The organism is Nocardia sp. NPDC102475 (assembly GCF_055584605.1).
This window is the reverse complement of the sequence record NZ_JBVJLS010000024.1, coordinates 11,864-35,217: the sequence shown is the minus strand read 5'-3', so window position 1 is coordinate 35,217 and position 23,354 is coordinate 11,864. Positions and strand designations below refer to the sequence as shown.

General features: G+C 64.4%; 18 protein-coding genes. 7 read left to right on the top strand and 11 right to left on the bottom strand.

What is annotated here, in order from left to right:
- Window positions 1-58: 58 nt before the first annotated feature.
- The 9 genes from ACZ60G_RS34045 to ACZ60G_RS34005 all read right to left on the bottom strand — a co-directional run bounded on the left by ACZ60G_RS34045 (window position 59) and on the right by ACZ60G_RS34005 (window position 10,308).
- On the bottom strand, window positions 59-349 hold the full coding sequence (locus ACZ60G_RS34045; protein ID WP_465815363.1) for a WXG100 family type VII secretion target: 291 nt from the start codon (window positions 347-349) through the stop codon (window positions 59-61).
- Between the two features lie 31 nt (window positions 350-380).
- Window positions 381-716, bottom strand: coding sequence for a WXG100 family type VII secretion target (locus ACZ60G_RS34040; protein ID WP_063039111.1), 336 nt, complete (start codon window positions 714-716; stop codon window positions 381-383).
- Between the two features lie 356 nt (window positions 717-1,072).
- Window positions 1,073-2,677 (bottom strand): serine/threonine-protein kinase, encoded by a 1,605-nt coding sequence (locus tag ACZ60G_RS34035; RefSeq protein WP_465815362.1) that lies wholly within the window; start codon window positions 2,675-2,677, stop codon window positions 1,073-1,075.
- Window positions 2,678-2,804: 127 nt separating this feature from the next.
- Window positions 2,805-4,010: a DUF7373 family lipoprotein gene (locus tag ACZ60G_RS34030; RefSeq protein WP_465815361.1), complete on the bottom strand. Its 1,206-nt coding sequence runs from the start codon at window positions 4,008-4,010 to the stop codon at window positions 2,805-2,807.
- A gap of 8 nt (window positions 4,011-4,018) precedes the next feature.
- Window positions 4,019-5,227 (bottom strand): DUF7373 family lipoprotein, encoded by a 1,209-nt coding sequence (locus ACZ60G_RS34025; protein ID WP_465815360.1) that lies wholly within the window; start codon window positions 5,225-5,227, stop codon window positions 4,019-4,021.
- Between the two features lie 10 nt (window positions 5,228-5,237).
- Complete coding sequence (locus ACZ60G_RS34020; RefSeq protein WP_465815359.1) at window positions 5,238-6,464, bottom strand: DUF7373 family lipoprotein; 1,227 nt, start codon at window positions 6,462-6,464, stop codon at window positions 5,238-5,240.
- Window positions 6,465-6,513: 49 nt separating this feature from the next.
- The gene (locus tag ACZ60G_RS34015) at window positions 6,514-7,701 is read right to left on the bottom strand and encodes a DUF7373 family lipoprotein (RefSeq protein ID WP_465815358.1); all 1,188 of its coding nucleotides are present in this window, start codon (window positions 7,699-7,701) and stop codon (window positions 6,514-6,516) included.
- A 10-nt stretch (window positions 7,702-7,711) separates the two neighbouring features.
- Window positions 7,712-8,911: a DUF7373 family lipoprotein gene (locus ACZ60G_RS34010; protein ID WP_465815438.1), complete on the bottom strand. Its 1,200-nt coding sequence runs from the start codon at window positions 8,909-8,911 to the stop codon at window positions 7,712-7,714.
- Window positions 8,912-9,102: 191 nt separating this feature from the next.
- Complete coding sequence (locus tag ACZ60G_RS34005) at window positions 9,103-10,308, bottom strand: DUF7373 family lipoprotein (protein ID WP_465815357.1); 1,206 nt, start codon at window positions 10,306-10,308, stop codon at window positions 9,103-9,105.
- Between the two features lie 142 nt (window positions 10,309-10,450).
- Between ACZ60G_RS34005 and ACZ60G_RS34000 the strand changes: the two genes are divergently transcribed.
- A complete protein-coding gene (locus ACZ60G_RS34000) occupies window positions 10,451-11,746 on the top strand; it encodes an FHA domain-containing protein (RefSeq protein WP_465815356.1) in 1,296 nt (431 codons plus the stop codon).
- A 332-nt stretch (window positions 11,747-12,078) separates the two neighbouring features.
- On the opposite strand, the gene ACZ60G_RS33995 is transcribed toward ACZ60G_RS34000, so the two are convergent.
- Entirely contained in the window at window positions 12,079-13,470 is a 1,392-nt protein-coding gene (locus ACZ60G_RS33995; protein ID WP_465815436.1) for a neutral zinc metallopeptidase, read from the bottom strand.
- 162 nt (window positions 13,471-13,632) lie between these two features.
- On the opposite strand from ACZ60G_RS33995, the gene ACZ60G_RS33990 reads away from it, so the two are divergent.
- From ACZ60G_RS33990 to ACZ60G_RS33965, 6 genes are all read left to right on the top strand, one after another.
- On the top strand, window positions 13,633-16,188 hold the full coding sequence (locus tag ACZ60G_RS33990) for an FHA domain-containing protein (RefSeq protein ID WP_465815355.1): 2,556 nt from the start codon (window positions 13,633-13,635) through the stop codon (window positions 16,186-16,188).
- A 64-nt stretch (window positions 16,189-16,252) separates the two neighbouring features.
- Window positions 16,253-18,034 (top strand): hypothetical protein, encoded by a 1,782-nt coding sequence (locus ACZ60G_RS33985; protein WP_465815354.1) that lies wholly within the window; start codon window positions 16,253-16,255, stop codon window positions 18,032-18,034.
- Window positions 18,035-18,178: 144 nt separating this feature from the next.
- Complete coding sequence (rplM, locus tag ACZ60G_RS33980; protein ID WP_040686710.1) at window positions 18,179-18,622, top strand: 50S ribosomal protein L13; 444 nt, start codon at window positions 18,179-18,181, stop codon at window positions 18,620-18,622.
- Window positions 18,619-19,119 carry a 30S ribosomal protein S9 gene (gene rpsI, locus ACZ60G_RS33975; RefSeq protein ID WP_397055801.1) on the top strand — a complete coding sequence of 167 codons (501 nt, stop codon included), beginning with the start codon at window positions 18,619-18,621 and terminating at the stop codon, window positions 19,117-19,119. The genes rplM and rpsI overlap by 4 nt, the downstream gene beginning before the upstream one ends.
- Before the next feature lie 142 nt (window positions 19,120-19,261).
- A complete protein-coding gene (gene glmM, locus ACZ60G_RS33970) occupies window positions 19,262-20,638 on the top strand; it encodes a phosphoglucosamine mutase (protein WP_465815353.1) in 1,377 nt (458 codons plus the stop codon).
- A gap of 308 nt (window positions 20,639-20,946) precedes the next feature.
- Window positions 20,947-21,600, top strand: a complete 654-nt coding sequence (locus ACZ60G_RS33965) for a hypothetical protein (RefSeq protein WP_465815352.1) — start codon at window positions 20,947-20,949, stop codon at window positions 21,598-21,600.
- 61 nt (window positions 21,601-21,661) lie between these two features.
- Here ACZ60G_RS33965 and ACZ60G_RS33960 read toward each other — a convergent pair whose 3' ends face one another.
- Window positions 21,662-23,320 (bottom strand): ABC-F family ATP-binding cassette domain-containing protein, encoded by a 1,659-nt coding sequence (locus tag ACZ60G_RS33960; RefSeq protein WP_465815351.1) that lies wholly within the window; start codon window positions 23,318-23,320, stop codon window positions 21,662-21,664.
- Window positions 23,321-23,354 lie beyond the last annotated feature (34 nt).

The following is a 23,354-nucleotide window of genomic DNA, read 5'->3' as shown; positions in this document are numbered from 1 at the left end:
CACAAATAATTCGAGCCCCCGGCACAATCGCCGGGGGCTCGAATTGTCCGAGTTCGACTCAGAAGATGTTCGACAGCGCTACGTCGGTGCCCTGCAGCTCCGAGTTGCCCTTGTCGATGAGCTGACCGGCACCCTGCAGGGTGGTGTTCAGCTGGATGGTCATCTGGTTCCAGCTGGCCTGGAACTGGCCGAATGCCTCGTTCGCGGAACCCGAGCCGTACGTGGTGATGTACTCCTCGACCTTCTTGTGGAAGGACTCGAGCTCGGTCTGAATGTCCCCGGCACGCTTGACGATCTGCCGAGCGCCTTCTGCGACGCCGTCGAAATTGGCGGAGATGGTCTGGCTCATGGAAGTCTCCTTGGGAGTAAGTCGGGAATGATTAGACGGCAGGGAGATCCAGGCTGGAAACCTGAGCGTTCACTTTGCTGGAGAACTCGTCGTCCTGATCCTGGAACGAAGTGCCCATCTTGACGAGCTTCTCAGCGGTCTCCGCCAGCTTGTCGTTCATCTTGTCGGCCTGGTAGTAGTAGCGCTCCATGAACGCGTTGAACGCGTCACGGGCCGCGCCCTGCCAGTTGGCACCGTTCGTCACGTTGTCTTCGTCGGTCTTCAGCTGCCTGATGGCGGCCATCAGGCTGTCGTGCTGTTCCTGGAACTCCTTGGCCTTCTGGCGGATGAGTTCGGGACTCGCTTCGAGCTTGCCGGTGTTAGCCACTGTGGCTCCTCCTGGTTCTACTGATGGTCAAACATTGCAGGTGCCAGCTGACCTGTTCATATGGTTGGACGCTTCATAGGCTCGATCGGTTCCATTCAGTTTTCGGAAAACCTGTTGGGCTCATGTGCGTCCCGTCGCCTGCGCGTTATCGACTGGTACACCGTGATTGGAGGCTGCATGAACTCCCCCTGGACATCTCGTACCGCGGTGCCGCAAATCGGTCGCTGCCAGCGTTCCCCTCCTTCCCCCTTCGCTCGCTTTTCCACCTGAACTGGCTAGTGGGCTGGCTGCGAACACCCTACCGAACGGCCCGGCGTCACGTCTACCGCGCAGCCGACGAACACCGAGGCAGCGCGCTACTTCGTAACGACTTTGGCGATGGTCGGGACCATCTTGTCGGCCAACAGGTTCGTCGACTGGTCGGTCCAGACCTGGAAGGCCTGGACGGTCGCCGGATCGTCCACCACCACCACTTTGGCCGAACTGGTCAGGATCGCGCCCGGCAGGCCACGCAGCCCACCGTTGCCCGCCTCGCTGTCGGATCGCAGCACGATGACGATATCGGTGTCGATATCTGTCGAGTAGCTGCTAGCCGACAGCTGTCGCGGTGATTTCTCATCTCCGACGGCCTTGTACTTGCTGCTGTACCGGAAACCGATGTCCTGCAGGAATTTCGACTGTGCGCTCGGATTCAGCGCTACCGAAAGCGTGGCATTGCCGTAATTGAAGGCCGTCACGGTCTTTCCGTCGAATTGCGGATAGTCGTTGCGGACCTGGGCCAATTTGTCTCGGCTGCCCGCGTCGTTTGTCCCGCCGTCGCGAGTGAAGAAGAAGGTGCCCGCCGCGACGGCCGCGACGACCACCAAGCCGATGATGGCGGGCACAAGGAAGCGGCGTGCGCCGGACCGGTTGTTTCCGTTGCCATTTCGCTGGGTCGTTATGAGGCTCTGATCGGTGGTTTCACGTCCGAGCGGCCCGTACCCCGTGTTCGCGGCGTAGGTCGGGATGCCCGAATCGGTGCCGTATCCCGGGATCGGTGTATTGGGATTCGTAGCGTATCCCGGAATCGACGTGCGAACGTCTGTCGAGTACCCGGCCTCGGGCGCCCGGAACTGATTGCCGTACAGCGCGGCCTCGGCCGCTTGCGTGAACTCGCGGCACGTCGCATAGCGCTGTGCCGGATCTTTGGCCATCACCTTCTCGATCACCGCGTCCAGCGCGGGCGGCAGGCCGGGCCGGACGGCGCTCAGCTTCGGTGGCGGCTCGTGCAGATGGCCCATCATGACCACGGCCGGCATGGTCGACGGATACGGGTTCTGGCCCGTCAAGAGCTTGAAGAAGGAGCAGCCGAGGCTGTAGATGTCGGCGCGGTGGTCGAGGCTGGCTCCGACCAACTGTTCGGGCGGGGCATAGGCCACGGTGGCCATGAAATTGCCTGTGGCCGTGAGGTCTTGGCCGTCCTCGGCGGATTTGGCGACTCCGAAATCGGTGAGCAGCACCCGCTCCTCATCGCCCTCTTCGGCCGCGGAGAGCAGGAAGTTGGCCGGTTTCACATCGCGATGCAGCAGCCCGCGCCGGTGCGCGTAATCGAGCCCCTTACCCACCTCGGAGACGATGCGCAGCGCCCGCTGCGGCGTCATCACCGTCGGCCCCTTCCTGGCCTCGTCCGAGGCGTCGACGCCATCGACGTATTGCATGGCGATCCACAGCTGCTCGGCTTCTTCACCGCGGTTGTAGACGGCGACAATATTCGGATGATCGAGTCCGGCAGCGAGATTCGCCTCGCGCTCGAAGCGCGCCCGGAACTCGTCATCGGTGGACAGATCGGCGCTGAGGACCTTCAGTGCATCGCGGCGGGGCAGAATGGGATTCTGTGCCAGGTAGACGGTGCCCATGCCGCCGCTGCCGAGAACCTGCAGTACCCGGTAGCCGCCTACGATTGCGCCGGGCCGCAACGCCATTCGGTCCTCCTCAACGATGTCGAACGCCCGGACTGCGAGCCTTCGGGGAAAATCTAGCAAGTCGACGGTGGGTATTCGACTCGCATCTCGTCATGTACACACTGGTGGGCACGTTATGCCCGGCCGCTCAACGCGCGCTTGACAATAGCTTGTATTGGGCCGCCGCCCTTTGATACATGTCCTGGACGTTGCTGCCGTGGACTTGGGCGACATACCGGTCGATGGGGACCAAGCACACCGGTGGGTAGGACCAGGAGGCGGTGCCCGCCTTGGTATCGAAACAGTGGGCGGTCGGCAGATTGGGCGGGCTGTCGATCTTGTCGTACTTCGCGGCGACTTGGGCCTCTACCGCTGCCAGCAACCTGGCCGCGCCGGCCGCATCGCGGGTGCGATAGATGTGGGCGCCACCCACGGCGACATAATCGACCCCCGCGTCGTCGAATGCGGCCTTCGCCAGGTTCGGATAGTTCTCCGGATGCAGGGCGGCCTGCTTCGGATAGACAGCGGACGGATTGGACCCGTCGACCGGCATATTGTCCTTTTCGAGTGGGAGTGTCCGACTGAGCAAACCATCCACATCGAGCGGCAGCGCCGCGATCTGGTCTGCTGGAGTCGGCGCATAGTTTTTCAGCATCTCGATCTGCTTGTCGAACGCTCGCTTGGTGATATCGGCGAGCGGAACCGGGTCGAAGGGGGCGCTGATCGGATCGTCGATCCGCACATGCAGGACCAGATCGCCCTTGGTGAGCCAGGTGTACATCGCGGGCGTGCCGAGTTCGGTCTTGGCGCGGTAAGTGGTCCGTGCGGCCGGGTAGCCGGGTATCTGGAAGGCTTCCCCGACCGAGCGATCCGCCAGGGTGCGAGCGGCCGCGGCGGCTTGGTCGGCGTTCGAAAACCGAAGCGTGTAGATCGCCACCGCGCGACCGACGTCGAACTCCTCGCGGCGCTGTCCGTAGGTGTACCAGCCGACCACCAGCCCGGGTGCGACCGAGTTGAAATCATCGCCGTTCACACCGGAACCACTGAACGACGGCGAAAACCTCGACGAAAACCAGCGGTTGAAGTACTGATGCGGTTCGAAGATGAATCGATTGTCGACATCCATTACGAGCGGCATGGCATTGCCGATCCGGATCGCCTCCCGGAGTACGGCCGCTTCGTAGTTTCTGGTCTGCTCGATATCTGCGGGTGTGGCCGGGTAGTTTCCGGTATCCAACTTGCTGATATCGATAGCGGGTGTGTTCGGTCCGGCAGTGTCGGAGTCACTGCCGCAAGCACTCGTCGCGAGCAGCAGTGCGAATGCCGTGGTAAAGGCTCGGTGGCGTAGGCGCATTGATTCGCTCACTCACTTTTCGCAAGGATCGAGTACTGTGCCGCGGCGCGTTCCTGCAGTCGCAGATCTACCCGCGTGGTCGAGGGCGTCGACGATTCGACAACCGCGACATAGCGTCCGTACACGATCGCGCAGAAGCTGTTGAACAGCCGATTCGAATCCGTGGCGTTGAGCCGGAGGCAGCGCACGTCCGGTAGACCGGGCGGTGGATCGACGATCGCGTCGTCCTTGCCGGGCTTGGTCAATGCTGTCTGCAATCTGAAAGCGCCCGCGAGATCGCGAGTTCGATAGACGGTGCCCGCTCGTCTTCCGACGCGATCTACACCGCTGTCCTCCATGGCCTTTCGGACTTCGATCGGGTTCCGTTGGAAATGCAGAATTCCCGATGGCTGGTACGGGCCGAAGTCAGCGATGCCGAAGAAGGGATCGCTGAAATCCTTTGCGCGCGGCGCGGCACGGCGCATGATGCCGTCGGGGTCGATCGGTAGATCGAGCAGATCATCGAGCGGAACGGGTTGCTGCCTGTCCAATTGAGCGATCTGCAGATCAATGGCCTTCTTGACGCGGTCGGCGAGGCCGTCCCTATTCGGCTGTGGCAGTGCGGCATTGGTCAGGATGAGATAGGGGCCGTGCGACTGAAATGCGGTGACCGTCAAATCGTCGGGCGACGAGGCCCGCGCATCCGGGTAGCCGGTGATCTGGATGTCGTGGCGCTCGCGCTGTTCCTTGGTGATCCGATCGAATTCGGCTGCGGCACCTGTGCTGTCGGCGGCGGTGGGAAAGCGCAGGATGACCATAATCAGTCGTTTCGTGCTGCGCAGACTGCCATTGGTCCGGGATACGTAGGCGCCCGCGATGAGATCGTACTTATCGGTGACGGGTTTATAGAATTCGGGCAGGGCCCCGTCCGCGGTCATGCTGTAGGGATCCGCCATCAGCTTGGTGTATCCGACGTCGGTGAGATCGCTGTCCACGTCGAACGGGTGCACGAGGTAGTTCAACATGCGGCGCGCTTCGATGAATCGGACGTCCTTCTTGCCGTCGCTGAGATGCAGTTGGTAGTCGGACGGTTCGGTGGCCAACGCTCCGGTCTTCAGATTGCGCAGCTCGACCGGGGTCAGACCCGGTTGCGGATTTCCGGTGATCGGGCTCGAGCAGCTCGTCGCTATGGTGAGCGCCAAGCCCAACGTAGCGCCTGCCAACAGTCTCTTGCTCACGCGATCACCCTCACACGCTGGTCAACAAGGCGTATTGCGCCGATACCTTCTGATGGAGATCCTGCAACTGCTTTCCGAATGCCTGCACGGTGTACCGGTCGACTTGGAACACACAGATATTCATGGAGACGGTTTGCTTATCGCCGGATCCGACCAGATCCGCATAGCATTCGGCGTGCTCGCCGAGTCCGGAAGGCGCTTCGACCATCTTCTTGTTCGCCGCCAGGTTCTTGGAAGGCTGCCATTCCTGCCAGAGCGCGTCCGCGCCCTTGGCGGTCTTGCTGCGAAAGACCGCCGCATCGCCGAAGGAGACCAGATCGACCTCGCCCTTCTCCAGTGTCCCCATCGTGGTCGGCTTGGAATTCAACAGACTCAGCATGCCGCGGCCCTCGTATGAGCCGTCCGGTTCGCCGCGCAACGGTTGCTCTGGATTGCTCGGGATCGTCCGTCCGAGGAGTCCGAGAGGATCGAGCGGTATGTGTGAGAGCTCGTTGGCCGGTGTCGGGTGGAACTTGTCGAGCAGCGGAACCTGCACATCCAGCATCCGCTCGACCTGTGATGTCAATGCGGGGAGGTCGGGTGCGGAGGTGTCGTCCACAACCTTGATGAAGATGACATACCGGTCGTGCACGGTCCAAGAGCCGATGGATGAGATATCCGGTCGCCAGTGCGCGGTTGTGTTGGCGTGCTTGGTAATCGGAACCGGTTGATTGTCGCGGTTATAGGTGAAGTCGTCGTGCTCGAGCATCGGGCCGACCGTCGTCGCGGTCTGCGCATCCGGGAACATCAGTACCGCGACGTTCAGCGTCCGCCGTTTGTCCTCCGGCGCGCCACCGGTGGACCAGGCATTGACCCAACCCGCAGTCAGATCCTTGGCTACCTCGTCGAAGGTGTCGTTGATAACGAGGTTGCCCAGGGTTTTTCGGTTGAGCACGATATGCGAGCGAAGGCTCCATACATCTTCGACATACGAGGGATCGGCTTCATAGGGCAACGCGACGTAATCGGCAAGGCGCTGCGCTTCGCGTGCGCGAGCTTGCTTGTCGCTCTTAGCATTACCGATGGTGCGCGGCTTTGTCTGGTAGTTGCCGACATCGAGTTTGGACACATCGGTTTGAACCCGCGTTGCGGTGCCAGGGACCTCGGTACCGCAACCGACAGCGCCCATCGCCAGGACGCCGACCGCGAGCAGAGTCCAGGTCGCCCGAATCGGCGTCGATTTCACTGCGAGCTTCAACGCCCTCCCCTTCGTTCGCGTGGTTCCCGCGGGATCCTACTAGCTGTGATCAGTGCGCGAGCAGCTTGTATTGCGCCGCAGTCCGTTGGTATAGCTCCTGGGGATTGTGGCCGGTTACGCGCGCGACGTATCGGTCGTAAGCGAAGAAGCACACCGGCGGATAGCGAGTGATAGTCGACCTCGCGTTGTCGGTGTCAAAGCACCGCGCGGCAGGCATATTCGGCGGGCTGTCGATCTTCCGGTAGCCATCCGAGTCCCGCTCCGCAAAAGCTGCCAGCAGACGAGTGGCGCTGTCGGTATCACGGGCGCGAAATAGCCTTGCGCCGGAAAAAGATACAAAATCTACGCCGGAATCATCGAAAGCGGCCTTGGTGATGCCGGGTAGATTCTCGAAATGTAGCGCGGCATGGACAGGTAGGACCATCGAGTTGTCGTAGTCCTTGTCGATCCGCTCCTTCTCCTCCAACGGCAAGGTCCGGCTGAGGAGGCCGTCCACGTCGAGGGGGAGTGATCCGAGCTGGTCGATCGGGGTGGGCGAGTAGCTCGCCAGCATCTCGATCTGCTTTTCGAAATACTTCTGCGCGAAGTCGATAAGCGGGGCCGGCTCCGCTGGTTCGCTGAGCGGGTCCTCGATATGCACGTATAGCACCATCGCATCGTGTGTGAGCCATGCATCGAGATATTTCTTGCTGACCGACCATTTCGCCCGCGCCTGTGGGAACTTGGGTAGTTGCACCGAATCGCCGGGTAAATTATCGGATTGTCTGTCGGTCAGACGGCGAAGTGCGGTTTCGGACTGCGCGGTGTCCGGAAACCGTAGCAGGGAAAGGTTGACCTGCCGTCCTACGGATGGGTTCTTGCGGCGCTCGCCACTGCTATCCCATCCGGCAACCATCCCTCGAGTCGATTCGATTAATTCTGCGTCGCTCAATGAGAATACAGTCGGTGTGGCATTCGGAGTGATTCGACGATCAGTGTTGGTGAGCCGCTGGAAAGCGTATTTTCCATCCACGTCGAAAGGCAGTGGAGTCGAATTGCCGATTCGGATCGCTTCCAGCGCGGGCCCGGTTCGCGACATTCTGATCGCCTCGATGTCACGTGGAGCTACCGGGTAATTGCCGGAATCCAGTTTCGAGATGTCGATGGTCGGTGTCGTCGTGCGGTCGGTACCGCCGCATCCGGCGGTGGCCGCAATCGCGGTGGCGAGCAGGACGCGCAGAATGTGTGGGAGTCGCATGACAGCCTCACTACTCACTCTTAGTCAGGACCGAATACTGCGCGGCCGCACGCTGATACAGGGAATGGTCCACCCGGGCGGATGAGAGCATCTTCGACATGACTACGCCGACATACCTTCCGTACACGACAGCGCACAGGCCGTCGAAGAGACGATATGGATCGGTCTTGTCGAGCTTCACACACCGGGCGTCGGGCAGACCGGGTGGAGGATCCAGTACCTCGTCGTTCTTTCCGACCTTGGTCAGCGTGGACTGCAGACGGAAGGCACCCGACAAATCCCTGGTTCGATAGACGACCCCGCCGCGTCGCGCGACGAGATCTACACCGCTTTCGTCGAATGCCTTCGCGACCTCGGCAGGATTGCGTTCGAAGTGCAGTTCGCCGGTCGGTTGATAAGGGCCGAAATCCCAGTCGTAGATGTAGGGGTCGCTGTAATCGGGTGCCTTGGGCAGCGCGCGCCGCATGATGCTGTCCGGATCGAGGGGAAGGTCGAGGATATCGTCGAGTGGGGTGGGCTGAGTCTGGTCCAACCGGGCTGTCTGCTTGTCCAGGGTCTTCTGGATGACTTCGGTCAGTGCGGCCCGATTCGGTTCCGGGATGCCGACATTCGCCATGACGACGTAAGGGCCGTGTGCCAGAAAAGAAATACCGGTGACGTCATCCGGTGAGGACGCCTTGGCATCCGGATGGCCGGTGATCGGAACCTGGTGTCGGCCAGGGTCGGAGTTCGTTGTCGAGTCGAAATCGTCGGCTGCCTTCTTAGCGGCGGTGTCGGTCGGAAACCGCAGCACCGAGATGATGAGTTTCTTTCGACTCCGGAGATTCTCGTTGATCCGCGAGACATAGACCCCGAGCAGCAGGTTGTTGTCGACTGCGGCGGATCGGTACTTCTCCGGGAAAGTATTCGACTCGGCTAGCTGGTTGCCGTCGAAGAACACCTTGATGTCGCCGAGGATGTCGATGTCGCTGTCGATCTCGTAGGAGGGAGTCAGATAATTGAGTAGCCGTTGCCCTTCGACATTGCGCACGTCGGCCGCGCTGGTGATGTCGGGTTCGTAGGCGGTGGGTTCGGCCTTGTAGGGGCCAGTATTCAAGGTCCCGAGATCCACCGGCGTCAGCCCTGGTCCGGGATGCCCGGTCACACTCCCAGCACAGCTCGCACTCGCCATGGCACCCACCATGAGCAGTGCGACGAACCCGCCACGCATACTCACGTTCCCCCCTTGTCCCGTCGCCCTATTCGGCTTCCCTTCTGCCGGATCCTACTCGACGCAGTACCGTCAGCATCGGGACGGAAACGAGCAGTCGATCCGGGATCCCATGGCCGGGTGATCATTTGGGCCGTGGTCAGTGCGCAGTTGGTCGAGCAGGGCAGGTCGAGGGCGCGGTCAGCGAGGTGTCAGAGGCTATTCGCCAAAAGCGCGTACTGCGCGGTGACCTTTTGCCGCACATCTGGCTCCTTATCACTGGTGACCACACCGACATACCGCTTGTACGGGACATAGCAGCGGTACTTGTACTGCCGCTCGGGGTCGCCTTTGCTGTTGAGCTGCAAGCACTTCGCGCCCGGCACATCCTTGGGGGCGTCGATCGGGTCGAAGGTGTTGCGCACCTCGTCGATCAGCCCGTCGATGAACTTCTGGCCGGCCGGATAGTCGCGGACGCGGGTGATCGAGCCGTTGTCGACGATGGCGAACCGCTCGACCCCGACCTCGTCCACCAGCTTCTGGGTCTTGGCCTCGTCCTCGGCCGACTGCACGAAGTAACTCGGACCGTAGGTCGCGAAGTTATCGGCATTCGGGGTGTGCCCACGACGATCCGCGACCACTACGCGCCCGAGCATGCCCTCCGGGTCGACCTTCAGGCTGCTGAATTTGTCCTGTGGCGTGGCCTGGAATTTGTCCAACGCGGGGACCTGGGCGTCGAGTGTCTTCTCGACCCAACTCTGCAGGTCCGAACTGTCCGCGCGCGGCCGCCCGACGAACAGCGAGATGACGAACTCCTTGTGCGCCATGAAGGTTCCGATATTGGCAATGCCCGGGCGCCAGTGGAGATAGGCATCCGGATATTTGCTCGACGTCAGTTTGCGGTTGTCGGGTGAGATGTTGATATCGGCGTCTTCGAGTTCCCGGGCGGCGATCTTCGCGGTGGCCTCGTCCGGGAACCGGAACACCACATTGGTGATCGCGGTGGTGTCGGCCGACGGCCGGGTCTGACCGGGCGGATCGGGCTTATCCGAACCGCTGGTGGCGTATCCGGTGAGGTACTTGCGATTGACCAGCACCGGCTTGGACGCGGCCGCGACGTGTTCGACGGCGTCATCGATGCTGCTGAGCACCTTGCCTTCGCGCCCGTAGGTGAGCGACGGGTCGATCTTCGAACTGGCGACCACGGCCTCCGACATCCGCATGCCCTCGACCAGCGCCCCGTTCGAGCCCGCGTCCTGCTCGTATTTGTGCCGATCGACCGGATAGGTGCCGACCTCCAGTTTGCGCACGTCTTGCTCGGCCGCCAGCGGCGTACCCTGCACGCCGCTGCAGCCCGCCAGCACGCCGGTCACCGCGATACAAGCCACGGCGAGCGCGATGCGCGAAGTCCTAACCATGAAAGGCCCCTCGTTCCTCCCGATGTCCATCTGAAGTTACCGGACGGACGCCGGGGAGGGGGACCCCTTAGGGCTTGGATTGCAATACCCTTGTCGATGTGGCGACGACCCCGCAATGCGCACCTCCGAAAGGCCGATACCGTTGAAGGATCGGCAGGTTGAGGTCGTTGTCGGAGGTCACGCCGTCGCCCGGGTCGCGGGTGCGGTGGTGGTCGTCGCACATCGTGGGCATGCGCGCCCGACTCCGGACGCACCAGCCGTTATCGCACTGGAATCGCTGGCCGAACTCGTGCGCGACGCCGCCGAACAGCATCCGGAGGGGCCGGGCGCACTGGTCGCGCGGGCGGCAACCCGCTGGCTGATGACGCATGCCGAGCGGATCAGTCCCGGTGCGCCAGTCGATTTCGGCATCCTGTCCGCGGCAGAGACCGGCGGGGTGGCGATCTTCCTGCATGGTGCCGTCACCGCGGTGCTCGCCGGTGACGGAACGCTCGAGCGCTATCGGGGCAGCGATGCCGCCTTCACGGTGGACCGGGTCGCGACGGTGCCCGCCAGTGCGGTCGCGCTCTTCGTGGACGACCCGAAGGGTCGCATTCCGGATCTGCCCGCCGAGCGGGGGATCGGCTGGTTGGTCGAGGGGATCGCACAGGCGGGCGGCGCGATCGTCTGGTCGGACGCGGTGCGCGGCCGGTCCGAACCGGTGCGATCCGAGCACGCGCATCCACCCCCGACCGCGCGCATCGACTCGGGACCGACCCAGCGTCCCGAGCCCGAACCGCAGCCGGAGGCCGAACAGCTGACCGAGACCCGTGCCTCGACCGCGATGCTCGATTCGGTTCAAGAACAAGAACCGGTCGACCCGCATCACGCGCCGACCCAAATGGGCGGCACCAATCCGGCCCCGCGCCCGGATCCAGATCTGCAGCGCAGGCTGGAGGCCACCGCGAAGGCCACCGCCCTCACCGTCAAGGTGCTGGGATTCAAGTGTGCGCGTGCGCATCCCAGCGATCCGCGCTCGGCGTTCTGCACAGTCTGCGGGATGCCGGTTGATCAGACGCAGCAGCTGATCGAGGTGGTCCGCCCGCCGCTGGGCATGCTGGTCCTCGACGACGGCATGACCTACATGCTGGCCGCGGACGCGGTCCTCGGCCGCGATCCGGAACATTCCGAACAGGCCCGCCGCGGCATGGTGCCGTTGAAGGTCGAGGATTCCTCGGGCGGCATGTCCCGCGCGCACGCCGAGGTGTTGCTGATGAATTGGGATGTGTCCCTGGTGGATCGGGGTTCCACCAATGGCACCCGCACCCGCCTGCCCGGTTACCGCGACTGGATCCGCCTACCACCGCACCAGCCGATGGGCCTGATACCCGGCACCGAAATCATGATCGGCAACCGAGTGCTGCGATTCGAGCCTGCCGCCCCGCCGCCTTTCGGGTGATCGACCAGCCGACCCGCAGCATCTGCCCACGCAACAGCTGATTTCGTGCGTACATAGGTAACTCGTCGTCAAGATATGACATCCAGTGATAATCTGCGTCGGTCGCGGGGTGCGGCGATAACCAAACCGCATCTCGGGAAGTCTTTTGTAGGTCGTCTAGGCGAGTTACGTCGGACGTTAAATGCTCGATGGAAACCATGTAAGACCCGGTGTCGCCGGGCCGCGTACTGCCACGAGCAGACCTGTGACTTTGGTTGCAGGCCAACCCTGGTGGAGCAATTCATCAGGTCGTGCAAGTGTTGCGCGTTTTGACACATTTCACGAACGGGAGCTCAGGAATACCGTGACGTGCAGGTGTGCTCTCCGTTGAGCACACCCGCGCGGAACGCGTCGACCCGGGAGAACCCGCTCGGTACGGTCTTGCCCTCGATATCGCTGGCCGCTAGCCCGTCGGCCAGTAGACCGGAGACCGCCTCGTCGAGATCGCCTGCGGCCAAGACGATATCGCCCTGGGCCTGGGTCCGTCCCGGTTGCGCGAGCTTGCCGGTGACCACACCCGACAGGCAGGCCGCACGCAATCCGGCCTTGGCGCCGACGAGTTGCTGGCCGTTGCTCTGCTGCACGGCGAGGGTGTAGCGCGAGATGAAGACGACGTAGCCGTTGTAATCGCCGGTCACCTTGAGCGGCAACGGATCATTGTCATCGGCATCGGAGGTGCCGCGCTGCGCGAGCGCGGGCACATCGGTCGCGATGGTGTTCTTGGCCGGACAATACGAAACCGGCGGTGTGGCAACGCCGTTCTTGCAGTCGATCTTCGCGCCGGAGTAGTCGTAGGTCGGTGCCTGCTTCAGCGGCAGGATCGCGGCGAGTGCCTTGCTGAGCTCGATCAGACTGTCCTTGTCGATCGGATTCTCACCATGGCCGGGATCGTCCTTGAAGCTCTGCGGCAAATTGCCGCGGCGGCGTTCGATCTCATGCATATCAATGGCTTTGCACGCCTTCGGGCCATCGGTGAAGCCGATCTGCACCGCCGTGACCCGCTCGAATGCCGAACCGTGCACGCTCTCGGGATCATCCGGATTGGAGTCCCGAATGGCGACGGTCGCGGCCAGCACCGAGTTCAGGCCGTCGGAGGTATTGATGGTGAAGTGCTTGGATTTGCCTTCTGCCACATGGCGAATGAACGCACCCGAGAAGCAGTCCGCCTGCTGCTCCTTGACGATCACCGGGTCCTTCGCCTGCACGATTTTCGCCAGGGTCTGGATGGCGTGTCCGTATTCATGGGCGAGCACCATGATCACGGCCATTTTGCCGAAGGTGTCCTCGATCGTCGGCAACAGTACCGAGCGGTCCCAGCCGATCGAGTTGTCCAGTCGGCAGTAGGCCGCGTTCACCAGGTGATAGGTGGATTCCCTGCAGAATTCGAGCGCCTGGGTGCGCGGCGCCTTCGCGCTCCAGGAGATCAGCTTGTCGACCGGCTTGAATTCGCCGTCGAAGTCCTTGCTGTATTCCGCACGCCAGTATGTCTGGATATCATCGATCGCGTTGAGCGCCAGGGCATCCACCTCGCCGCTGTCGCCGTTCACCGCGGTGAGCGAGCTATCGGGGACGCCGTCGCGCGGTCCGCTCGGACCGTTCGTGGTGGGCAGTCCGGCGACCTTGAACGGATCGTCGTAGACCGAAACCGCTCGACCGTGCACCGCGCGAGTGCAGCCCGCCAACATTGCGATTACGCATAGTGCTGCGGCAATGACTGCGGTCGCTCGGAGTTTCGGCAAGGCTCCCCCTAGTCGGCCGGTCGCACGTTCATAACGGTCTCCGGATCGGGGCATGAAGGCGCATCGGGGGCACCGCCGAAGTCCGGGTGATGGAATAGTATCCGCTGCATGTCTTTACCGGGGGCGCAGACCATCACCGTGCGCCATGATGGAACCGAACGGGTCTTCGATTCGAATCAACAGGTCACGATGGGCCGCGCACCGGAAGTGACGTTGTTCGTGGACAGCCCGCTGGTCTCGCGGGTGCATGCGACGCTCGCCTGGCAGGGGAACAGCTGGGTACTCACCGACAATGGCAGCACCAACGGCGTTTTCGTGGATGCGCGGCGGTTGAGTCAGCCGGTGCCGATCAATCGGCCGACGCAGGTGCGGCTCGGTGATGCGATCAGTGGGCCGCTATTGCATCTGCTGCCCGCGACGCCGTCGGCCCGGCCGCAGCGGCCGCCTGCGGCGCAACCACCGTCGCAACCGCAGTCGTCGGTGCCACCGGGTTATCAGCATCCGCGACGGACACCACAGGCGCCGCCGCCGTCCCAGCAGCGTCCGCAACAGCAACGCCCGGAGCAACCCCCTTCGCAGCCGCAGCCCCAGCAGCAACCGCCCTCCCAACCGCAGCAGCCGAACGTCAATATGACCTTCAAGGCCGACACCTCGATGCTGCCGCCGGTCCGCACCCGCCCGTCCACCGCGCCGATCGCCAGGGCCGACCGCCTGCCGCCCGGCGGGCTGAATATCGGTCGTACCTCCGACAATCAGATCGTCGTCAACGATCCGCTGGCCTCGCGCAAGCACGCCCGGCTGGTCGCGGACTCCGAGGGCCTGACCATCGAGGACCTCGGCTCGGCCAACGGCACCTTCGTCAACGGCCGTCGCGAACAGCGCACGGTGCTGCGTGAGCGCGACATCATCACCATCGGCAATATCGACTTCGTCGTCCAGCAGGGCACATTGGTGCATCGGCAGAAGCCGGTCGCCGAACAGGGCCTGCACGTGCACGGCGTCGGATTCACCGTCGAGGGCAACAAGCAGCTGCTCGTCGATGTGAATATGCAGGCGGGCCGGGGCACGCTCACCGCACTCATCGGACCTTCCGGTGCGGGCAAATCGACGCTGTCGAAATTGATCGCGGGCAGCACACAGCCCTCCGGCGGTGTGGTCACCTTCGAAGGTCGCAATCTGCACGCCGAATACGAGGCGCTGCGTTCCCGCATCGGCATGGTGCCGCAGGACGATGTGCTGCACCGTCAGCTGACCGTGCGCCAAGCCCTCGGCTATGCCGCCGAACTTCGACTGCCGCCGGACAACTCGAAGGCCGACCGCCAGCAGGTGATCGACGGTGTGCTGAAAGAACTTTCGCTCACCGAACATGCCGAGACCAGGGTGGACCGGCTCTCCGGAGGTCAGCGCAAGCGCGCGTCGGTGGCGCTGGAACTGCTCACCGGTCCGTCGCTGCTGATCCTGGACGAACCGACCTCGGGTCTGGATCCGGCGCTGGACCGTCAGGTGATGACGATGCTGCGCGAGCTGGCCGATGCCGGGCGCACCGTCATCGTGGTCACCCACTCGGTGGCCTGCCTGGACATGTGTGATCAGGTGCTGTTGCTCGCGCCCGGTGGCAAGACGGCCTTCTGCGGTCATCCGGCCAGCGTCGGCGCCGCGATGGGGACCAGTGACTGGGCTGAGATCTTCGGGCGGGTCGCCGCGAACCCTGATCAGGCATTCGCCGCGTACCGGTCCAGGCTGGCCTTCGCGCCACCGCCGCCACCGCCCGCGCCGCCGCGGCAGGGCTCGGCGGGCAGCCCGCCGCAATCCGGGCGCGCCAAGCAGTTCTCCACCTTGGCGCGAAGGCAGGTGCGATTGATCTTCGCCGACCGCGGTTACCTGGCGTTCCTCTTGATCCTGCCCTTTATCCTCGGCGCGCTGTCGCTGGTGGTGCCGGGCAGCAACGGTTTCCGGAGCGGTCCGCTGGAGCAGGTGCAGAGCGGCAACGAGGTGCTCTTCGTCCCGTCTGGAGGCAGCGAGACGCAGCAACTGCTTGTCGTATTGATCCTGGGCGCGTGCTTTATGGGATCCACGCTGACCGTGCGTGATCTGGTCGGTGAGCGCACCATCTTCTATCGCGAGCGCGCGGTCGGGCTGCTGCCCTCGGCGTATCTGCTCGCCAAGATCGCGGTGTTCAGCATTACCGCTTTCCTGCAGGCGGCGGTGCTGGTCGGCATCACGCTGGTCGGTAAGAAGCCGCCGCTGGAGGGTTCGGTGATCCCGAACGGGCCCACCGAGCTCTATCTCGATATCGCGTTGACCGCGGTGTGCTGTGTGGTCTTCGGCCTGCTGCTGTCCAGTCTCGCGAAGTCCAACGAGCAGGTCATGCCGATGCTCGTGGTGATGATCATGGTCCAGCTGGTCATGGCGGGCGGCCTGATTCCGGTGACCGACCGGGTGGTGCTCGAGCAGGTCTCGTGGCTGTTCCCGTCACGGTGGGGCTATGCGGCCGGGGCGTCGACAGTGGATATTCGGACACTGTTCGCCAACTCGCAACCCGACGCGCTGTGGAAGCACGAGCCGAATATCTGGTATCTCGATATCGGCCTGCTCGTCGCGATAACCGCGGTATTGGCGATCATCACCTGGCGCCGGCTGCGGTTGCGGAAGTCGAACGCGTGAGGGGCCGCTCAGGCGGGCTCTCACCGGATGTGGTGAGCATGTCGCTCGCGCAGCAGGCACACTTATGCCTGTGACGGTGCGAGTTGGGGCAGTACATCTCGGATGGGATGTGGTGTCCGTTGCCGCGGGCGGCGGTGGGACACCGATCCGGCCCGTGCAGGTAGAAGGTACATACACGCCGCCGGCATATCTGCTGGCGGATTCGTCGGGTCGGCTGCATACCGCCGGGGTGGAGCGGCAGCGGCCGGATCTGGGGATGGCGATCGCCGACGTGCGCGACATCCTCGGCCATCCGCAGATCGTGGTGGCCGGTGCGACCTGGCCCGCCGAACTGGTCTTCCGTGCCCGCATGTACAACCCGCTCGCGGCCATCGGCAAATATCTGCGCGGCAAACCGGATCTGGTCGCGCTGCCGTTCCCGGACGGCTGGCCCGACGCGAAGGTCGATGTGTATGTCGACCTGGTCGAACGGCTGGACGTCACGGTCGAACCGCTGCCGGAAAGTGTCGCGCTGTCCGGATATGTGCGTGCGCTCGGTTTGGTGCGGTCCCCGGACGATCGCAATCCACACGGCATCGGCGCGACCGGGGTGTACTCCGACGGACGGACCATGCTGGTCGTCGCGGTGCACGGCGACGATGAGCAGCCGACCGAATCGGTCGACGTGCCGGTCACCGCGGAGGCCATGCGCGATGCGCGTTCGGCCGACAATGTGGTGATCGAGGTGATGGCCGCGGCCCGCTCGATCGGCGCGGACACCTCGACGGTCCTGCTGTCCGGCAATGTCTGCTTCAACGACGCGCTGCGCTTGGCATTCCAGAACCATCTCGGGCACCGGTTGCATGTGGCCGATCACCCGATGCACGCGCTGGTGCTCGGGGCCTCGCACCTGCTGGTGACCGATAACGAGAACGGTGAGCCGGAGTCGGCGGGACGGCATGCCGAGCCCGCGCAGCCGCCGCGGGCGCGGCAGGCGGAGCCGCAGTATCAGACCGAATCGGCACAGCAGCAGGCGCTTTCGGTGCAGCGGCAGGTGGAGGCCGCGCAAGCACAGGCGTTGTCGGCGCAGCGGCAGGCGGAGACGTTGCAGCCGTCGCGTTCGGAGCAGGTGGGGCGGCCGGAGCAGGGACGTCCCGAGCAAGGGCCGGTTCGGCCTGAGCAGGGGCAGGGCCAGCGCGAGGCCGCGCAGTCGCATCCGCCGGTGGTTCAGTACGGGCCCGGATATCCGACCGTCCTACCGTCGACCGAGCCGACGGGTGACGAGCCGACTACCCGGGTCAGCCGGGAGTCCTTGCCGCCGAACCTCGCCGAGCTGGGTAGCCGATTCACCCGCCCGCCCGGGCAGTTTCCGGACGAGCAGCGGCCCAGCGTTATCGGCCGGGCTCCCACACCCCAGGGACCGGTGCCGCCGCCGGGTCCGCGCGGTCCCTACCAGCCACAGCAGGACGGACCGCCGCAGTCGGAGTGGCATCCGCACGAATCGGACGATGACGCGGACAAACCGCGCAAGGGCAAGCGCTGGGGCAAGCTGTTCGGCGCGCCTGCGGTTGCCGGTGCCGCCGTACTGGCCGCGATGGCCATGCCCTCCGATGGTGATCGGGTCGAACTGGCCGCTTCGGTCGCCGGGACGCCGGTCTCCTGCCCATTGACCCCGTACGTCACCAATGAGCAGCGTGCAGGCATTGCCGCGGCTCGCGGATACGACCCGGGCCTGGTGCCGGAACCGGGCGATTCCGGATTCGACGTCGCGGGTGCGGAGTGCGCGCAGCCGAGCATCGACGTCCCCCGCTACGTGGTCCCGGGCCCGCCCGGCGCCATCGACCACGGCCCGCCGATCGAGATCTGACCGGTTTCATACCGCTGGGGCATGGCTGGTATCGTTGCCCGTTGGCGTGTGGAAGTACGTCGAGCCCTGGGTCTCCACCGGCCGCCGGGAGCCGCTCGACTGCACGCCGTGGCTGGCAACACCGACTACAGACAGGGAACCACTGTGCCTACGTACAGCCCCAAGGCGGGTGACGTGACCCGTAAGTGGTACGTCATCGACGCCACTGACGTAGTGCTCGGCCGTCTCGCCGTCCAGGCAGCGAATCTGCTGCGCGGCAAGACCAAGCCGACCTACGCGCCGAACTTCGATGGTGGCGACTTCGTCATCATCATCAACGCCGACAAGGTTGCCATCTCCGGTAACAAGAAGGCGGACAAGCTGATCCACCACCACAGCGGACACCCGGGCGGCCTCAAGTCGCGCACTGTCGGTCAGGTGTTGGAGTCGCGCCCCGATCGTCTCGTGGAGAAGGCCGTCAAGGGCATGATCCCGAAGAACAAGCTCGGCAACGCCATCGCGGGCAAGCTGAAGGTCTACGCGGGCCCGACGCATCCGCACGCCGCTCAGCAGCCCATTCCGTTCGAGATCAAGCAGGTGGCCCAGTGACCGCTCCTGAGGAATTCAACGAGGACTTCGCCGAGGACGCCAACGTCGAGGTCGTCGAGGAGGACTACGGCTACGAGGCCGAGCCCGCCGCCTACGCCCCGATCGTGATCGACCGCCCGGTGCAGACCGTCGGTCGTCGCAAGGAGGCCGTCGTTCGCGTGCGCCTGCTGCCGGGTACCGGCAACTTCGTGCTCAACGGCCGCACCATCGAGGACTACTTCCCGAACAAGGTGCACCAGCAGCTGGTCAAGTCGCCGCTGGTGACCGTCGAGCGGACCGAGTCCTTCGACATCCACGCGCGTCTCGTCGGTGGTGGCCCCTCGGGCCAGGCCGGTGCGTTGCGTCTGGCCATTGCCCGTGCGCTCATCGAGGTCACCCCGGATGACCGTCCCGCCCTGAAGCGGGCCGGCTTCCTGACGCGTGACCCGCGTGCCACCGAGCGTAAGAAGTACGGCCTCAAGAAGGCCCGTAAGGCGCCGCAGTACTCGAAGCGCTGATTTTGGCTACGTCGGCCACCGTCATCCGGCACCTTGGAGGTGCCGGAGGCGGTACGGTCGGCGGGGCACCTGTGCGAGAGCAGGCTCCCAGCACGGCTGGGCGCCTGCTCTCGTGCTGTATCTACGATGAGGGGCGAGGGTAGTGGGACGTTTGTTCGGCACCGACGGAGTCCGTGGGCTTGCCAATGAATCGCTGAGTCCGGAACTGGCGCTGCGGGTTTCCGGTGCCGCCGCGCAGATCCTGAGTCGCGGCAAGGAGCGCGCGCTCGCCGTGGTCGGTCGCGATCCACGCGCCAGCGGTGAGATGCTCGAAGCCGCGGTCACCGCGGGTCTGACCGCCGCGGGCGTGAATGTGCTTTCGGTAGGTGTACTTCCGACTCCGGCCGTGGCGTATCTGACCGGTTTGTACGACGCCTGCCTCGGCGTAATGATCTCGGCCTCGCACAATCCCATGCCGGACAACGGAATCAAGATCTTCGCGGCCGGTGGGCACAAGCTCGACGACGCGATCGAGGACCGGATCGAGGCGTTGATCGCCGAAGACGCGGCGCTGCGGCCGATCGGTGCGGGGATCGGTCGCGTGCTGAACGCTTCCGGCGCCCGCGATCACGGGCTGGTGATCCCGAATCAATACAGCGAGGCGGGCACACACGAGCGGTACGTCGAGCATCTGGTCGAGGCGACCGGACAGGACCTGTCCGGGCTGACCGTCGTCGTCGACTGTGCGCACGGCGCGGCCTCCGAGGTCGGACCCGCGGCCTATCGAGCGGCCGGTGCGACGGTCATCGCGATCAATGCCGAACCGGACGGCCTCAACATCAATGATGGTTGCGGCTCAACGCATCTCGAACAAATTCAGCACGCGGTACGCGAGCACGGAGCCGACCTCGGCATTGCCCACGACGGCGATGCCGACCGCACGTTGGCCGTCGATGCCGACGGCGCCGTTGTCGACGGTGACGCGATCCTGGCCATCCTCGCGCTTGCCATGCACGAGACCGGTTCGCTCGTCCAGAACACGCTGGTGGCCACGGTCATGAGCAATCTGGGTCTGCACATCGCGATGCGCGAAGCCGGAATCGCCTTGCGCACCACCGCCGTTGGCGACCGGTACGTCCTCGAGGAGTTGCGTCGCGGCGGCTACAACCTCGGTGGCGAACAGTCCGGCCACGTGGTTTTCCCCGACTACGGCACCACCGGCGACGGCATCCTGACCGGATTGAAACTGATGGCTCGTATGGCGCAAACCGGCCGAACGCTGTCCGATTTGGCTTCGGTATTGCAGACCGTGCCGCAGGTGCTGGTGAACGTCCCGGTTACCGACAAGGCCACGGTCGCCGCGGCACCTGAAATCCGCGAGGCGGTAGCGGAAGCCGAACGAGCCCTCGGGGACTCCGGGCGAATCCTGTTGCGCCCCAGTGGAACCGAGCAACTGGTTCGGGTGATGGTCGAGGCGACCGACCCGGTTCAAGCCCAGCAGTTGGCCGACGATCTGGCCAAGCGCGTCGCCGCGGTGTAGTTGGGGCAGCGGCACGATCGGCCGCACGTCTGCTCCGCCTGGGCTGCGGAAGGTAAGCCGCATGGGGCCATGCAGCCGAGGAGTCGAGTCGAATCGAATGATGGTTCTGCGCCCCACCTCGAGCGCTCCTTCGATCGGCCTCGACGGCCACCTGCGAGCCGGCTGCTTTCGGTGGCGGGGTCGGCGGGAGTCTCGAAGGTTCGCTGCGGCAACGGCGAGTTGTCCACAGGGAATCGGTTATCCACAGACTTTCTGTTCGCGCTGGTCGGGCACCGAGGGCGAGGTTCGGTTTCGCCGATAGTTGGCGTATGCGACCAGGCCTGGAAGAAGTACGGGACAAGCAATTCGGGGTATTCACCTCATGGCAGGTGCTATGCGAGTACACCCGCGCGGAGCTGCGAACGCTACTCGACCGAGGCGAATGGGTCCGAGTCTTCCGCGGCGTCTTCCGCGAAGCAACCACCCCACCCTCCGCCCAACTCCGCGTCGAAGCGGCCCGACTATCCATGGGAGTGCCAACCCTGACCGCCGCCTATCACACCGCCGCCGAACTGCACGGTTTCCCGATACCGCACAGCCAACCCACCCACGTACTCGGCATTCAGGATTCACGCTCCCGCCGCCTGATCGTCCATCGTGACCACGTCGACAAGGCCGAACTGGAACTGATCCACGGCGTAGTCGCCACCAACCCCACCCGAACCGCAATCGACTTAGCCCGCACCGCCCCCCGCCCCGAAGCCCTGGCCACCCTGGAATCCGCACTGCACCTGGGCATCTCCCACACAGCCCTCACCGCCGAACTCCAACGCCACCACAGACGCCGCGGCTACACCCAAGCCGCCGAACTGATCCCCATGGCCGCCTGCCACCCCAAATCGCCCTTCGCCACCCGACGGCACTGCACGGGACGATCCCGCCCCGACCCTGGGCCCACGCCATCCCCGGTTGCGCGTCGATGAAGCAAGCGGCACCCACAGTTCGCCGGGCGAGCAACCCGACCCGATCAGCCGCAGAAATCACCTAGCTTTCGGTGAGGTGGCCGTTGTTCATATGCCAGCGGCGGGTCGCGGTGACCGAGTCGAGCATGCGGCGGTCGTGGGTGACCAGAAGCATTGTGCCTTCGAAGGATTCGATGGCCTGCTCGAGTTGTTCGATGGCGGGTAGGTCGAGGTGGTTGGTCGGTTCGTCGAGGACCAGCAGGTTGACGCCGCGAGCTTGGAGCAGGGCGAGTGCAGCGCGGGTGCGCTCGCCGGGAGAGAGGGTTTCGCAGGACCGCAGGACATGTGAGCCGCGCAGGCCGAATTTCGCCAGTAGGGTGCGGACCTCGGCGTCGGGCCAGTCGGGCATTTCGGCGCTGAAAGTTTCTGCGAGGGCGGCACTTCCGCTGAAGAGCCCGCGCGCCTGGTCGACCTCGCCGATTTCGACGCCGGAGCCCAGTGTGGCAGTTCCGTTGTCCGGCTGGATTTTTCCGAGTAGCAGTGCCAGGAGTGTGGACTTACCCGAACCATTGGCGCCGGTCAGCACGATGCGGTCGGCCCAGTCGACCTGAGTGATAATCGGGCCGAGCTCGAAATCCCCTCGGGTGAGAGTGGCATTCGACAAAGTGGCGACCACCGAGCCGCTGCGCGGCGCCGCCGCGATGGACATGCGCAGTTCCCACTCCTTGCGCGGCTCGTCGACCACATCCAGACGCTCGATGCGCCGTTGGGTCTGGCGGGCCTTGGCGGCCTGCTTCTCGGTGGATTCGGCGCGCATCTTGCGGCCCGCCTTGTCGGAATCGACCTTCTTGGGGTCGCGGGCCTTTCGGCGAGCATTGCGAACGCCGTGTTCGAGCCAGTTGCGCTGCATTTGGGCGCGGGCTTCGAGCCCGGCCTTGGTGTCGGCGTACTCCTCGTAGGCCTCGCGCGCGTGCTGGCGGGTGATCTCACGCTCCATCAGATACGCCTCGTAGCCGCCGTCGTAGATCCCCACCTGCTGCTGCGCGAGATCGAGTTCGACAATGCGATTCACGGTGCGCGCCAAGAACTCTCGGTCGTGACTGATCACCATAAGCGGTACCCGCACGCCGGTCACGAACTGTTCCAGCCGGGCGAGACCGTCGAGATCCAGATCGTTCGTCGGCTCGTCGAGCAGCAGAATGTCGAAGCGGGACAACAGAACCGAAGCGAGTCCGGCGCGGGCCGCCTGGCCGCCGGAGAGGCCGGTCATCACGGTGTCGAGGCCGTTCGGCAGGCTTTCCGCGAGACCGAGATCCGCCGCGACCTCCTCGGCCCGCTGGTCCAGATCGGCGCCGCCGAGTGCGAGCCAGCGCTCCAGGGCCGGCGAATATTCGTCCGCACCGCCGTCGGCCAAGCGCTCTGCCGCGGCATCCATGATGCGCTGTGCTTCGGCGACACCTGTTCGGCGGACGAGGAATTCGAGCACCGTCTCCCCGGGGATCCGCTCGGGCTCCTGCGCCAAATACCCGACGGTGGCGTCGGGCGGGGACAGCGTGATGCTGCCGGTGGGTGTCGATCGGTTCGCGAGCATGCGCAGTAGCGTCGACTTGCCCGCACCGTTCATGCCGACCAAACCGATCACATCACCCGGCGCGAGGGTGAAATCGAGATCGTCGAACAGGGTGCGTTCGCCGTGGCCCGCGGAGAGTCCGCGCGCGTGCAGAGTGGTGCTCACCAGCATGAGTCTGCCGTGTCCGTGCCGCACCGGCACCGCG

What these genes read in the sequence shown, in the direction of transcription:
- ACZ60G_RS34045 (WP_465815363.1), bottom strand. Translation starts at nt 349, where the DNA reads ATGAGCCAGACCATCTCCGCCAATTTCGACGGCGTCGCAGAAGGCGCT.
- ACZ60G_RS34035 (WP_465815362.1), bottom strand. Translation starts at nt 2,677, where the DNA reads ATGGCGTTGCGGCCCGGCGCAATCGTAGGCGGCTACCGGGTACTGCAG.
- ACZ60G_RS34030 (WP_465815361.1), bottom strand. Translation starts at nt 4,010, where the DNA reads ATGCGCCTACGCCACCGAGCCTTTACCACGGCATTCGCACTGCTGCTC.
- ACZ60G_RS34015 (WP_465815358.1), bottom strand. Translation starts at nt 7,701, where the DNA reads ATGCGACTCCCACACATTCTGCGCGTCCTGCTCGCCACCGCGATTGCG.
- ACZ60G_RS34010 (WP_465815438.1), bottom strand. Translation starts at nt 8,911, where the DNA reads ATGCGTGGCGGGTTCGTCGCACTGCTCATGGTGGGTGCCATGGCGAGT.
- ACZ60G_RS34005 (WP_465815357.1), bottom strand. Translation starts at nt 10,308, where the DNA reads ATGGTTAGGACTTCGCGCATCGCGCTCGCCGTGGCTTGTATCGCGGTG.
- ACZ60G_RS33995 (WP_465815436.1), bottom strand. Translation starts at nt 13,470, where the DNA reads ATGTTGGCGGGCTGCACTCGCGCGGTGCACGGTCGAGCGGTTTCGGTC.
- ACZ60G_RS33990 (WP_465815355.1), top strand. Translation starts at nt 13,633, where the DNA reads ATGTCTTTACCGGGGGCGCAGACCATCACCGTGCGCCATGATGGAACC.
- ACZ60G_RS33985 (WP_465815354.1), top strand. Translation starts at nt 16,253, where the DNA reads ATGCCTGTGACGGTGCGAGTTGGGGCAGTACATCTCGGATGGGATGTG.
- ACZ60G_RS33965 (WP_465815352.1), top strand. Translation starts at nt 20,947, where the DNA reads ATGCGACCAGGCCTGGAAGAAGTACGGGACAAGCAATTCGGGGTATTC.
- ACZ60G_RS33960 (WP_465815351.1), bottom strand. Translation starts at nt 23,320, where the DNA reads ATGCTGGTGAGCACCACTCTGCACGCGCGCGGACTCTCCGCGGGCCAC.